Consider the following 14,235-nt stretch of genomic DNA (forward strand, 5'->3'; position numbering starts at 1 on the left):
CATCCGGTTCCCCATGATACCAGCATGAGCCTGGTCTCTTTAGATAGTTGTCTTGTCTAAAGAGACTGGGGTACTTTGATCGACATTCCCGCCACCATCCCAGTTGCCCATAGCAGTCATCCCCCCAGCCGAAGCCCAGCGACCCTGCCACAGGCCAGGATTGAGATATTACCGTCAAATTCCCTCGACTCCCAGCCCATGGATAACATGGATGTGTTTTTCGTTCCTCTGGTTCCCGGTCTTCGAGATGGCGACACGCTGCCTTTGAGCTTTTGGTGGCAGCTGCCAGTATCTTTGATTGACACTTCATCTCACCAAAAATTATTTCGCCCCTTCAGTCATACCCAAGGCCTTGAGCGATGGCATTCGAAGGGCACGTCCAGCAGTGAAGAAGAGCAACACGAGCGGGCACTTCCGAGGCTCGTTAACGAACAATGGAAAGGCATTGCCATTAGCAAAAACATGTTTTAGTTGGTATCTGCTAGACCATGGGAGTCGCTACCACCAACGCGTTTATCATTTTCGATCTTGATGGCCTTAGCCAAAACACTCAATTCGGATTTCAAACCGAATTTTCATATATCACTTGTTACTGAATGATTGGTTTTATGGTCTCTTGAGTTAAAACTTAGGAATACTCTTGAAAGGAACAATTAAGTATGAGCATCAAGGTCCCTATCCATCTATTTAGTCTAACATTCATCCCTGTGCTCCTTGCCTGTGGCGATGGAGAATACGCGGCCCAGAAAAGTAACGGGAATGTGATTGTCACGATCAGAGAAGAGGCAAAACCTGACTCGGTACTGACTGATGCATGCATGGATCTCTCGCAAGGGAACAGCGACGTTCTAAAGCTTAATATTCCCTCCGTTGCGAACGACATCGTTATCGATTGGGAATATGATAAAGGTAAATTTAAACTTGCTGTCGCGGATAAACAGGGAGAGCGAAGCACTTATTCGGTCCTTGATAGCCAAATCAGGGATGAAGGTTTTGAAATGATTTTTTCGGCGAGAGATAACGAGTACATTATCCGAATGGATAGTTCGAATTGCAAATAGCTTATCCTCGATAGTTTCGGCTTCCACCTAAAACTGCAAACGTTCGCTCTTCTTTGCCTTCCGCCGTATGGACCCGCAGGCCGGTCCTATATCTCAATACGGTACCCCTCCTAGGCCTGCAGTCATCTCACGAACAGCCCCATCGCGACCAGTTCGCTTCTAAACATTCAATAGCTCATTTACAGTATTCTTATTACGAAGATCATAACTATCCAAAGGCAACTTGAGCGCCTTAACGATAGTTGCCAATGCCAAATCAGTGCCAAGGCCATTGCCGGCTACGTGTATTCCAGGATATTTAAGTGCTCCATTAGCCTTACCCGCAATCAATATAGGATGATTTACAGTACTATGCGTTTCAGCAATGGACATTTCCGAAGTAGCATAGATCAAGGTTGAATCCAAAAGATTACCTGTGCCTAAAGCAGTATTTTTGAGAACCTGCAACAACTCTGAAAAGTGCTCCATAATGCGCGTAGTCATTGACGAAACCGCATTCTGTAGATTTGGGGAATGTGTGGCTGAATGATGATCGGTACTGGATATATCAGGGAATAGGGTATTTGCTGCTGGTCCACTGAATTGGATCGTCGCAACTCGAGTCAGATCACAAGAGAATGCCAATGCCACAATTTCCGCCATGGCTCGATTGATCTCTTTTACATTTTCGCTTTGTCGGCTACCGATATTGGAAATAGGCGGAGTGCCAGGTATCTTGCATTGGTCGGCTTCGGATTTTTCCTGCTTTTCGAGCCTTTTTTCCAGTTGAAATACGCTTTCAAGATGAGCATCGATGCGCTTTTGATCTTCAAGACCTAATAATTTCTTCAATCTTTTACCATCTTCCTTGACCAAATCGACAACACTCCTTGATACCTTTCCTTCATTCATTAATTTTTGGCGCTTTGCTTCATCTATTCCAAAATTAGCGAATAACCGATTGAATAGATTCTTGGGATCGAACTCGACAGGATTGTACAAACCATTCCGGCAGGATATTGAATTGTAAAACGGCAAATTCTCAAAATAAAGTGCCTTGGACACCCCAATTTCCAGTGAAGGAAAAAGCGAGCTTTTCCCTAAATGGCTTGCAACGAATTGATCTATGGTCGAGTTCTTCGGCGGACCACTGTATGTGTATGGAGAGCCCGAAAGCAAAGCACAGACCCCAGCTGCGTGCTGCCCTGTCCCGGACGAACCATTAAATCCTGAAAGCACACTTACGTAGTCCTTGACCGGCATTAATGGAGCCAATGAAGTCGATAATTGGTAATTAGCCCCAATTTGTGCAGGATAAAAAGTCTCTGGTCTGACACCATTCCCCCAAAAGAATAAGATAAAACGGGTCGGGAACGGGCTGTCATCCGAAAAAGCTTCGCCGCTGTTGTTCAGCATGATATCCAGCACGGGTAATGCCAATGAACATACCAACCCATTGCGGCAACCCTTTAACATATGACGTCTTGAAAGAACTAATTTGGACATTTCCGAATCTCCTAGTTTAAAAGGCTTTGGCTGGTCTCCAACGCAATGGCCTTCATGAGCGACCTAATCTTAAAATCATTTTTTTTGAGGTTCTTTGCCAACTGCTCGATCCACCTTCGCTCCTCAGTTTTGGTAAGATTTTTACCTGTCGCTATTCTTGCAAAGTGATTCACCAGGCATCTTTGTGTCTGGTCGAACTCAGCCAGCTTTCCCGCGAGGTCCATAGGATCACTGAATTCGATGCCATCGATTTTATCTGCAGTCATGATGGGCTTGCCATTGTCCTCACTCCGATATTTCCCGGAGGCATCAAAGATCTCCAAACTTAAGCCGAAGGGATCCATTGTTTTATGGCAGGATGCACAAGTTGGATCACTAACATGAATCGATAATCGTTCTCGCATGGTCTTATATTCAGATTGCTCACCAGGTTCAATCTCATCCATGCTTGGAGGTGGCGGGACCGTTTCGCAGAGAAAGGTTTCCTGGATGAATTTCCCCCTTAAAGTAGGCGATGTTCTATCGCCATGCGAAAACATATTCAACAAGCCGGCTTTACCGAGAATGCCAATACGTTTTTGCGACTCAGGCAATGTCACTTCAGTAAACTGGTCGCCACTTACACTGAGCCCATATATCTCTGACAGCGGTCCATTAACCATTGTTCTTGGTGACGTGAGTATCTCCCTCAGATCACCCGATCCATAAGCAAGGTGCATCTTTAAGAAATGTTCAATTTCAAGCCGCATCGCCGCTTGAAGTTTGGCTTTGCCATCTGCAGTAGCATCACTGCTTCCCCCAGGCAACCGATCAAGGTCGAAGATCTCATTAAAGTATCGCATGATACCCTCATGAGCATTTGCAGAGGCCAGCATGCGATCCACTTGCTTTTCAAGGATTCTTGGATCGGTTAACTTATTATTACGCGCCAAATCTATCAACTGCTGATCAGGACCGGTATTCCACAAGAAAAAAGCTAGAAAATTGGCAATACTGAAGTTCTTCGACTCATTTGCATCGATCAAAGCTTTAATGTAAAGAAAGTTGGGAGACTCAAGCATTGCCGCAATTGGAAACTTAAGGCCCTCACACATGTCGGTATCCAATATGTTCTTAGCGCTAGTGGCTAAACTGCTATATGCACCTATTTGTTCTTTTGACAGTGGTTCTCTAAACAGGCGAGTGCCGACTTCCTTGACTACCTCATGAAGGCATTCATCGGATATCTGTTTACTTTTGCAATCGCATCGAAGGTACTTAAGCAGATCTGGACTTTTTATAAATTTATCAGCAACAGCAAGCGATGTTTCATGCAATTTATCCACTACCGATGGGGATACTGTCGCTTGCGAGGACCCTATAGAGATTAGGCCATCTTGTTTTTGATCTGTAAGGACATTTTCAGAGATAGTAACGCCAAGCACATCACGAATTGAGTTTTTGTATTGTTGATTGGTCAGCTTGCGCAAGTGATGAGGTTTAGGGGCAGGATAATTGACTTTCCCTCGATCCGTTGAAGAATCAACGAATCCGGTTGTATCCGTGTTCCTTTGTTTGAATCCTTTCTTAAAATCGTCATAACTGCTATGACAAGCAACAAAAAAAAGAAGGCAGAATATCATTCGAATGCGTTTGGACATCGTCATCCTCTTCAAGTTATAGCATTCACGCTTTTTGCTTACAGTCGACGTCACAGTCCACGCCAAAGCAATTCACGTGCCATGAAATGGAAATGGTTTCAACACATTAGTGCACATGATGTTCGTAAACTGTTTTACTTTGATTCCGTATGATTCGCTTGGCAAGAAGGAATAGATGTGTCGTTCAGGAGATGACACGCATTTAACGATCCAATCCCACATTGTCTATCGAATTTACAGGAGGCAGAGAAGACCGATAATAAAGGCAGGCATAAATAAATCTTTAAGTTGTACAAGCCTTCATCATGCACGCCGATCATCTCTAACTTATTCCGTAGCGGAATCCTCAGGCCATGCCAAGACTTGTATATTTGTTCAAATATTTCGGCATGTTAGTGGCAAACCTCAACCTTTTACCCAAAATGGTCGCTAATGCTCTTACGCATCGTTTTGCGAATCCTTACCGGATGGAAGGCCCATGCAGCTGAAGCGAGACAAGATTCTTAATGGAGCGGTTTCTGGCTTGGCGTGCCTGCTTATCTCCTGTGGAAAGGATGTATCCCTTGTCATGTCCGGTCAGGCTCCTGATGCTCTAACGCAGGTTTCAGCGCCGCGTGTGGTATCACCTGGAGAGGAATTTAAGGTTCAGGGAAATGGATTCAATGCCAGCGTATATATGGAGCTGCAGGGAAGCCGCATGGATCCTCACCTTCTTGCCGCAGCTGAAGCGGCCTTTATTATCCCCGAGACGGCCAACTATGGCGAGACAAACGCAAGATTATATGCCAGTAACATCGCAGGCAGTGACTCCGCGACACTCAAAGACGAGGACGGGGCTCTTTATTATCTGCTTCCACTTACAATTGTAGATGGGAGTCTTCCACACTATCCTGATACAGATCCTGACCAATTGTGCAGCGATGTCGTTTACATCGATGAGCAGGGTCGCCAGCAGCGAGGACTCAAGTCTTGCTCGGAAGACTCGTTGCTTGAAGGGCCTCCTCCAAACCCGGAAACATTCCTGGCCAGCAGTTTGAGTGATAGTACGATTCTTTTGTATTGGGCATCAGGTGGTGGCAGCACGAAGGATTATCGGATAGCGTATCAGACAGGTTCAGTCGCCCCAGAAAATTGCACCCTGGGAACCAGAATATCTGAGTCCTTAATCAACGGGACGGGTCATAGAGTGGATGGATTGCTCCCGGAGACAAACTACAGTTTTCGCATTTGCGCAATCAACGGCCGCGATAATCCAGATGAATCTGTCGGGGTAACCGCAACAATCGCAACTGCTGCGTCCCCCGTGTCTATTCCTGCTCCTCCCAATCCCGTATCTCCATCCATTCGCCCCCTTGGTACTTCGATGGCTCTAACTTGGGCCTCCGGAGGCGGTAGCGCAAGCGGCTATCGCATTGCTTGGCTCCCTGGGTCTTCATTTCCGGCAAGCTGCCTGGACGGAAATATTATCCCGGAGTCTGACATCAGTGGAACGTCCCATTCAGTGACAGGGCTTCAATTTGAAACTCAGTATAGCATTCGTATTTGTGCTGTGAATAGCAAGGGAACGCCCGATGTTTCCAGCGGCGTGACGATTCAAGGAACCACGCGCACTCAAGAGCCTCTTGTTCAAATCTCCGGATCAGATCATCACGCTTGTGCATTGACGAGTACTGGAAAAGCATATTGCTGGGGTGGAAATTACCATGGTGCATTGGGCAATGGAAATGCAGATAGCCCGGATATCCCTGGTGCTATTGACGTCTCAGGTTTGGGGATTGGTGACCATTTTGTTTGGCTTGGAGCTGCGATTCGACATTCCTGTGGGTTAACAAACCATGGAAAAGCATTTTGCTGGGGCGACAATGACTCGGGCCAGCTTGGGGATGGCACAACCACAGCCCGGAATATTCCTGTGGTTGTAGACGATTCAGCCCTCTCCAGCGGCGAACGATTTTCCAGGATATCCACGGGCGATTATCGTACCTGCGGGCTAACGACCCATGGAAATGTCTTTTGTTGGGGCTCTGGTTATTCCAACGTACCCACAGCTGTTGACGTTTCTGCCCTGGCCGTGGGTGAGGAAATCTCTCAGCTTTCCTCGAGCGACTCTCATACCTGCGGACTAACGACCCATGGAAATGTCTTTTGTTGGGGTAATAACGCTTCCGGCCAGTTAGGAGACGGAACCACGACAAGTCGCAGCAATCTTGCCTCGGTTGATATGTCATCTCTTGAGGGAACCGAAAGTTTTGTCTCAGTTGAAGCAGGACACTTTCATGTTTGCGGTGTGACTAGCTTTGGCAGGGCTTTTTGTTGGGGCAGTAATAGTAGCGGTCAGCTTGGAATCGCGAACACCACGAATTCGAATATTCCCACAGCCGTTAATGATACTTCTCTGGCGTCTGGTGAGCGGTTTACTCGGATTGAAAGTGGAGGGTTACACAGCTGTGGCGCAACAACCCTTGGAAGGATTCTTTGCTGGGGCGCCAACTATGAAGGCCAATTAGGAACGGGTGATTACGCTAATTATAATATTCCCACAGCAGTCTACAATTTAGGATTACAGACTGGCGAGCTTTTTACCAACGTTTCGTCTTCAACTGACCATAGTTGTGGTCTGACGACCCTCGGTCGCGCCGTCTGTTGGGGCGATGACCAAGATGGCCAACTTGGAGACGGGGGCAGTAATACGGACCAAAATGCACCTTCGCTTGTTGATACAACAGAGCTTGGGGATGAGTATGTTTTCACCCGCATCACGGCCGGATATGACCACGGCTGCGGCGTAACGAATTTAAGGAACGTGCTGTGCTGGGGATCAAACGAGAACGGTCAGCTGGGAGACGGAAACACAGAGGATAGGAATATTCCGGGCAGCATTGATGCATCAGGCCTCGCCACAGGCGAACGGTTTATGCAGACCTCGCTAAGCAAGGCTGCCGATCCGTCCTTCAGCTGCGGCATCACAAGCCATGGCAAAGCCTTCTGCTGGGGTGATGGAACCAATGGTCAGCTGGGCGATGGCACGAACAGCAGCCATGGTGTTCCGGCCGTGATCGACTCGTCCAATCTTGCCAGCAATGAACGCTTCACCGAATTGCGGACGGGCGCTGCCCACGCCTGCGGCTTGACCAGCCTTGGCAATATATTCTGCTGGGGTGCGGACAGTGCCGGCCAGCTTGGTGATGGCAGTCCGGATGCCAATAAAAATATTCCGACGGCCCTTGATATCTCCGCCCTGGCCATCGGTGAGGTCTTTGATGAGATTGCTGTGGCCGCCAATGCCGGCTGTGGCCGGACGAGCCTTGGCAATGTCTTCTGCTGGGGTGCGGACGATGCGGGGCTCCTGGGCAATGGCGGCGCCAATGCCAATCAGAGCACTCCCACCGCCATTGACAGTTCAGGACTGGCCACGGGCGAGCGCTTCGTCCGACTCGAAGCCGGAAGCTTTCATATGTGTGGTCTGACAAGTCTCAGGAATGTCTTCTGCTGGGGTTCAGACAGTTCAGGTCAACTGGGAGACGGGGCCACCCTTGCCGACAAAAATATTCCGACCGCACTCGACATGACTTCCCTTGCAACAGGCGAACGCTTCACCCGGCTGACGGCCGGAGCTTCACATGGCTGCGGCATCACGAGCCATGGCCGGAGCTTTTGCTGGGGTTCGGACGGTTCGGGTCAGCTTGGGGATGGCAGCACTCTTGCGGACAAGGGGATACCGACTGCGGTCGATGTCTCATCGCTCGCCAGTGGCGAGGTGTTCAGTCAGATCACCGCCGGTGGGACGCTGACCTGCGGGCTTACAAGTCATGGCCGCGGCTTTTGCTGGGGGGCCGGCTCACGTGGTCAGATCGGGGATGGCGGCAATACTGATCGTGGTGTTCCAACTCTCCTCGACAAAACTAATTTTTAGGGAATGTCCATGGTCCGGATAAAAGGTGAAAAATTAATCTGTAGCCTTGCATTCGTTTTGGCATCCTGCGGCAAGGATGTTTCCCTGACCATATCAGGCAGTGCCCCCGAAGTGCTAACCCTGACTTCAGCGCCGTTCCTCGTATCCCCTGGCGAGGAGCTTGTGGTTCAGGGAAGCGCTTTTAATGCGAGCCTCTGGATGCAGCTGCAAGGCACCCGTGTGGATCCCGTCCGCATTGTAGCCACGGAGGCCACTTTTGTTGTTCCCGCCGCGGCGAATCTTGGTGAGACAACGGCGCGATTATATGCCAACAATCTGGTCGGCAGCGACGAGGCTACTCAGAGAGATGAAAAGGGACGCCAGTATCGGCGACTTCCACTCATAATCATTGAAGCGAACCTCCCACGCTATTCAGATATTGATCCCAATGATTTGTGCAGCGACGAGTATTATATTGATGAGCAAGGCCGCAAACAACAGGGTCTCAAGGCATGTCCAGAAATTCTGTTCGATCCCCCGCCTCCTGATCCTGAAACACCTTTGTCCAGCAGCTTGAGCGACAGCTCAATTCTTGTGTACTGGACCTCCGGTGGAGGCAGTACAATGGACTTTCGGATCTCTTATCAGACAGGCGATATAGCACCAGCAAGTTGTTCGGCTGGCACCACTATTTCCGAGTCGCTGATCGACGGCGTCAAGCATGTCATAGAGGGATTGAACCCAAGCACCACTTATAGCTTTCGCATCTGCGCAATCAATGGCAATACTGATCCGGATGAATCGAGTGGAGTCAGTACATCAACCTCAACACCTCTCCCAGGTATTCCTCCGAATCCCGTCTCACTGTCTCTTGCGCCTTACGGCACCTCTGTCCGGCTATCGTGGACTTCCGGCGGGGGCAGTACAAACGGCTATCGCATAGCCTGGCTCGCGGGAGCTAGCGCTCCGCCCAACTGTATGGCGGGCGTGGTGGTCCACGAGACTCTAATCAATGGAACGTCCCACAGAATCCAAGGTCTATCCATGGATACCCAGTACAGCTTTCGCATATGTGCCGTAAATAGCAAGGACAATCCAGACTCTTCCAGCGGTATGGTGATCCAGGGCATGACCCAGGCTCATGGACCATTCATTCAAGCAGCAGTCGGAAGCGATCATACATGCGGCCTGACCAGCCAAGGTCAAGTCTACTGCTGGGGGTCCAATAGTGGGGGAGAGTTGGGTGATGGAAGTGACGTTGACGCTGATGCCCCACTGGAAGTTGACAACACGGCTTTTGCAATTGGCGAGCGAATAGGCCTGATTTCGGCAGGATGGTCCCACACCTGTGCAGTTAGCACTGTTGGCAATGCCTACTGCTGGGGCGATAATAGTAACGGGCAACTTGGAGATGGGAGCACGACAGCCCGAAGCATCCCCACAGCTGTGGATGTTTCACTTTTAGCTCCCGGCGAGCGCTTTACTCAAGTTACAGGAGGAGATGATCATACTTGTGGCTTGACAAGCATTGGAAAAGCTTATTGCTGGGGAGGCAACGACACCGGGCAGCTGGGAGACGGAAACTCGGGCGTGGCAACGGATATTCCGACATCGATCGATACTTCAACACTGTCGCCAGGAGAGGTTTTTGTCAGCATCAGTGCTGGAAATAATCATACATGTGCGATAACGAGCCTGGGTAGATTACTTTGTTGGGGCGATAATTCCGATGGTCAGCTTGGAGATGGATCAGGTGACGATCAAGATATCCCTGCCCTTGCGGACACTTCCATGCTTGCGACTGGTGAAAGGTTTGTTCAAATTTCATCGGGATTGGGGACTCATACCTGTGGTTTGACTAGCCTTGGCAGGGCTTTGTGCTGGGGCGATAACAATGAAGGTCAGCTCGGCACCGCGAATGACACAGCTTGGGATATTCCAACTGCAGTTAATACCGCAGCTCTGTCTTCTGGAGAGAATTTTGCCCAGCTAGGAGCCGGGGGTGGCCATAGCTGTGGTTTAACAACCCTTGGCAGAGTTTTTTGCTGGGGTGATGGATTCTATGGTTCGTTAGGGACGGGTGACAACGCGAGTTATTATATTCCAATGATTGTGCAAACATCAGGAATGCAACCTGGTGAGTTCTTCACCCAAGTATCTGATCATTACAGTTTTGACCAAACCTGCGGTGTGTCGACCCTTGGTCGCATTTTTTGCTGGGGGGCTGATTACTTTGGTCAACTTGGAGACGGGGGCAGTAATATGGACCAAAATGCACCTTCGCCTGTTGATACAACAGAGATTGGAGATGAACATATATTCACCCGCATCACGGCCGGATATGACCACGGCTGCGGCGTAACGAATTTAAGGAACGTGCTGTGCTGGGGATCAAACGAGAACGGTCAGCTGGGAGACGGAAACACAGAGGATAGGAATATTCCGGGCAGCATTGATGCATCAGGCCTCGCCACAGGCGAACGGTTTATGCAGACCTCGCTAAGCAAGGCTGCCGATCCGTCCTTCAGCTGCGGCATCACAAGCCATGGCAAAGCCTTCTGCTGGGGTGATGGAACCAATGGTCAGCTGGGCGATGGCACGAACAGCAGCCATGGTGTTCCGGCCGTGATCGACTCGTCCAATCTTGCCAGCAATGAACGCTTCACCGAATTGCGGACGGGCGCTGCCCACGCCTGCGGCTTGACCAGCCTTGGCAATATATTCTGCTGGGGTGCGGACAGTGCCGGCCAGCTTGGTGATGGCAGTCCGGATGCCAATAAAAATATTCCGACGGCCCTTGATATCTCCGCCCTGGCCATCGGTGAGGTCTTTGATGAGATTGCTGTGGCCGCCAATGCCGGCTGTGGCCGGACGAGCCTTGGCAATGTCTTCTGCTGGGGTGCGGACGATGCGGGGCTCCTGGGCAATGGCGGCGCCAATGCCAATCAGAGCACTCCCACCGCCATTGACAGTTCAGGACTGGCCACGGGCGAGCGCTTCGTCCGACTCGAAGCCGGAAGCTTTCATATGTGTGGTCTGACAAGTCTCAGGAATGTCTTCTGCTGGGGTTCAGACAGTTCAGGTCAACTGGGAGACGGGGCCACCCTTGCCGACAAAAATATTCCGACCGCACTCGACATGACTTCCCTTGCAACAGGCGAACGCTTCACCCGGCTGACGGCCGGAGCTTCACATGGCTGCGGCATCACGAGCCATGGCCGGAGCTTTTGCTGGGGTTCGGACGGTTCGGGTCAGCTTGGGGATGGCAGCACTCTTGCGGACAAGGGGATACCGACTGCGGTCGATGTCTCATCGCTCGCCAGTGGCGAGGTGTTCAGTCAGATCACCGCCGGTGGGACGCTGACCTGCGGGCTTACAAGTCATGGCCGCGGCTTTTGCTGGGGGGCCGGCTCACGTGGTCAGATCGGGGATGGCGGCAATACTGATCGTGGTGTTCCAACTCTCCTCGACAAAACTAATTTTTAGGGAATGTCCATGGTCCGGATAAAAGGTGAAAAATTAATCTGTAGCCTTGCATTCGTTTTGGCATCCTGCGGCAAGGATGTTTCCCTGACCATATCAGGCAGTGCCCCCGAAGTGCTAACCCTGACTTCAGCGCCGTTCCTCGTATCCCCTGGCGAGGAGCTTGTGGTTCAGGGAAGCGCTTTTAATGCGAGCCTCTGGATGCAGCTGCAAGGCACCCGTGTGGATCCCGTCCGCATTGTAGCCACGGAGGCCACTTTTGTTGTTCCCGCCGCGGCGAATCTTGGTGAGACAACGGCGCGATTATATGCCAACAATCTGGTCGGCAGCGACGAGGCTACTCAGAGAGATGAAAAGGGACGCCAGTATCGGCGACTTCCACTCATAATCATTGAAGCGAACCTCCCACGCTATTCAGATATTGATCCCAATGATTTGTGCAGCGACGAGTATTATATTGATGAGCAAGGCCGCAAACAACAGGGTCTCAAGGCATGTCCAGAAATTCTGTTCGATCCCCCGCCTCCTGATCCTGAAACACCTTTGTCCAGCAGCTTGAGCGACAGCTCAATTCTTGTGTACTGGACCTCCGGTGGAGGCAGTACAATGGACTTTCGGATCTCTTATCAGACAGGCGATATAGCACCAGCAAGTTGTTCGGCTGGCACCACTATTTCCGAGTCGCTGATCGACGGCGTCAAGCATGTCATAGAGGGATTGAACCCAAGCACCACTTATAGCTTTCGCATCTGCGCAATCAATGGCAATACTGATCCGGATGAATCGAGTGGAGTCAGTACATCAACCTCAACACCTCTCCCAGGTATTCCTCCGAATCCCGTCTCACTGTCTCTTGCGCCTTACGGCACCTCTGTCCGGCTATCGTGGACTTCCGGCGGGGGCAGTACAAACGGCTATCGCATAGCCTGGCTCGCGGGAGCTAGCGCTCCGCCCAACTGTATGGCGGGCGTGGTGGTCCACGAGACTCTAATCAATGGAACGTCCCACAGAATCCAAGGTCTATCCATGGATACCCAGTACAGCTTTCGCATATGTGCCGTAAATAGCAAGGACAATCCAGACTCTTCCAGCGGTATGGTGATCCAGGGCATGACCCAGGCTCATGGACCATTCATTCAAGCAGCAGTCGGAAGCGATCATACATGCGGCCTGACCAGCCAAGGTCAAGTCTACTGCTGGGGGTCCAATAGTGGGGGAGAGTTGGGTGATGGAAGTGACGTTGACGCTGATGCCCCACTGGAAGTTGACAACACGGCTTTTGCAATTGGCGAGCGAATAGGCCTGATTTCGGCAGGATGGTCCCACACCTGTGCAGTTAGCACTGTTGGCAATGCCTACTGCTGGGGCGATAATAGTAACGGGCAACTTGGAGATGGGAGCACGACAGCCCGAAGCATCCCCACAGCTGTGGATGTTTCACTTTTAGCTCCCGGCGAGCGCTTTACTCAAGTTACAGGAGGAGATGATCATACTTGTGGCTTGACAAGCATTGGAAAAGCTTATTGCTGGGGAGGCAACGACACCGGGCAGCTGGGAGACGGAAACTCGGGCGTGGCAACGGATATTCCGACATCGATCGATACTTCAACACTGTCGCCAGGAGAGGTTTTTGTCAGCATCAGTGCTGGAAATAATCATACATGTGCGATAACGAGCCTGGGTAGATTACTTTGTTGGGGCGATAATTCCGATGGTCAGCTTGGAGATGGATCAGGTGACGATCAAGATATCCCTGCCCTTGCGGACACTTCCATGCTTGCGACTGGTGAAAGGTTTGTTCAAATTTCATCGGGATTGGGGACTCATACCTGTGGTTTGACTAGCCTTGGCAGGGCTTTGTGCTGGGGCGATAACAATGAAGGTCAGCTCGGCACCGCGAATGACACAGCTTGGGATATTCCAACTGCAGTTAATACCGCAGCTCTGTCTTCTGGAGAGAATTTTGCCCAGCTAGGAGCCGGGGGTGGCCATAGCTGTGGTTTAACAACCCTTGGCAGAGTTTTTTGCTGGGGTGATGGATTCTATGGTTCGTTAGGGACGGGTGACAACGCGAGTTATTATATTCCAATGATTGTGCAAACATCAGGAATGCAACCTGGTGAGTTCTTCACCCAAGTATCTGATCATTACAGTTTTGACCAAACCTGCGGTGTGTCGACCCTTGGTCGCATTTTTTGCTGGGGGGCTGATTACTTTGGTCAACTTGGAGACGGGGGCAGTAATATGGACCAAAATGCACCTTCGCCTGTTGATACAACAGAGATTGGAGATGAACATATATTCACCCGTATTACGGCCGGATATGACCACGGCTGCGGCGTAACGAATTTAAGGAACGTGCTGTGCTGGGGATCAAACGAGAACGGTCAGCTGGGAGACGGAAACACAGAGGATAGGAATATTCCGGGCAGCATTGATGCATCAGGCCTCGCCACAGGCGAACGGTTTATGCAGACCTCGCTAAGCAAGGCTGCCGATCCGTCCTTCAGCTGTGGAATCACAAGCCATGGCAAAACCTTCTGCTGGGGTAACGGAACCTATGGTCAGCTGGGCGATGGCACGAACAGCAGCCATGGTGTTCCGGCAGTGATCGACTCGTCCAATCTTGCCAGCAATGAACGCTTCACCGAATTGCGGACGGGCGCTGCCCACG

At 50.7% G+C, this 14,235-nt stretch carries 6 protein-coding genes; 4 read left to right on the forward strand and 2 right to left on the reverse strand.

The window, feature by feature from the left end; translation table 11 throughout:
• The first annotated feature begins 659 nt into the window (after positions 1-659).
• Positions 660-1,061 carry a hypothetical protein gene (locus tag OLTU_RS17025; protein ID WP_141733964.1) on the forward strand — a complete coding sequence of 134 codons (402 nt, stop codon included), beginning with the start codon at positions 660-662 and terminating at the stop codon, positions 1,059-1,061.
• A gap of 159 nt (positions 1,062-1,220) precedes the next feature.
• On the opposite strand, the gene OLTU_RS17030 is transcribed toward OLTU_RS17025, so the two are convergent.
• Together OLTU_RS17030 and OLTU_RS17035 are read right to left on the reverse strand one after the other, a co-directional pair.
• A complete protein-coding gene (locus tag OLTU_RS17030; protein ID WP_141733965.1) occupies positions 1,221-2,546 on the reverse strand; it encodes a DUF1552 domain-containing protein in 1,326 nt (441 codons plus the stop codon).
• A gap of 11 nt (positions 2,547-2,557) precedes the next feature.
• A complete protein-coding gene (locus OLTU_RS17035; RefSeq protein WP_176736708.1) occupies positions 2,558-4,186 on the reverse strand; it encodes a DUF1588 domain-containing protein in 1,629 nt (542 codons plus the stop codon).
• A 697-nt stretch (positions 4,187-4,883) separates the two neighbouring features.
• On the opposite strand from OLTU_RS17035, the gene OLTU_RS33225 reads away from it, so the two are divergent.
• The 3 genes from OLTU_RS33225 to OLTU_RS17050 all read left to right on the forward strand — a co-directional run.
• Entirely contained in the window at positions 4,884-8,099 is a 3,216-nt protein-coding gene (locus tag OLTU_RS33225) for an RCC1 domain-containing protein (protein WP_501193714.1), read from the forward strand.
• A 9-nt stretch (positions 8,100-8,108) separates the two neighbouring features.
• Positions 8,109-11,564, forward strand: coding sequence for an RCC1 domain-containing protein (locus tag OLTU_RS17045; protein ID WP_176736709.1), 3,456 nt, complete (start codon positions 8,109-8,111; stop codon positions 11,562-11,564).
• A gap of 9 nt (positions 11,565-11,573) precedes the next feature.
• The coding region (locus OLTU_RS17050; RefSeq protein ID WP_176736710.1) for an RCC1 domain-containing protein at positions 11,574-14,235 on the forward strand (2,662 nt) is incomplete at its 3' end.

Origin of the sequence: Oligoflexus tunisiensis, assembly GCF_001748245.1 — a bacterium.
GTDB lineage: Bacteria > Bdellovibrionota_B > Oligoflexia > Oligoflexales > Oligoflexaceae > Oligoflexus > Oligoflexus tunisiensis.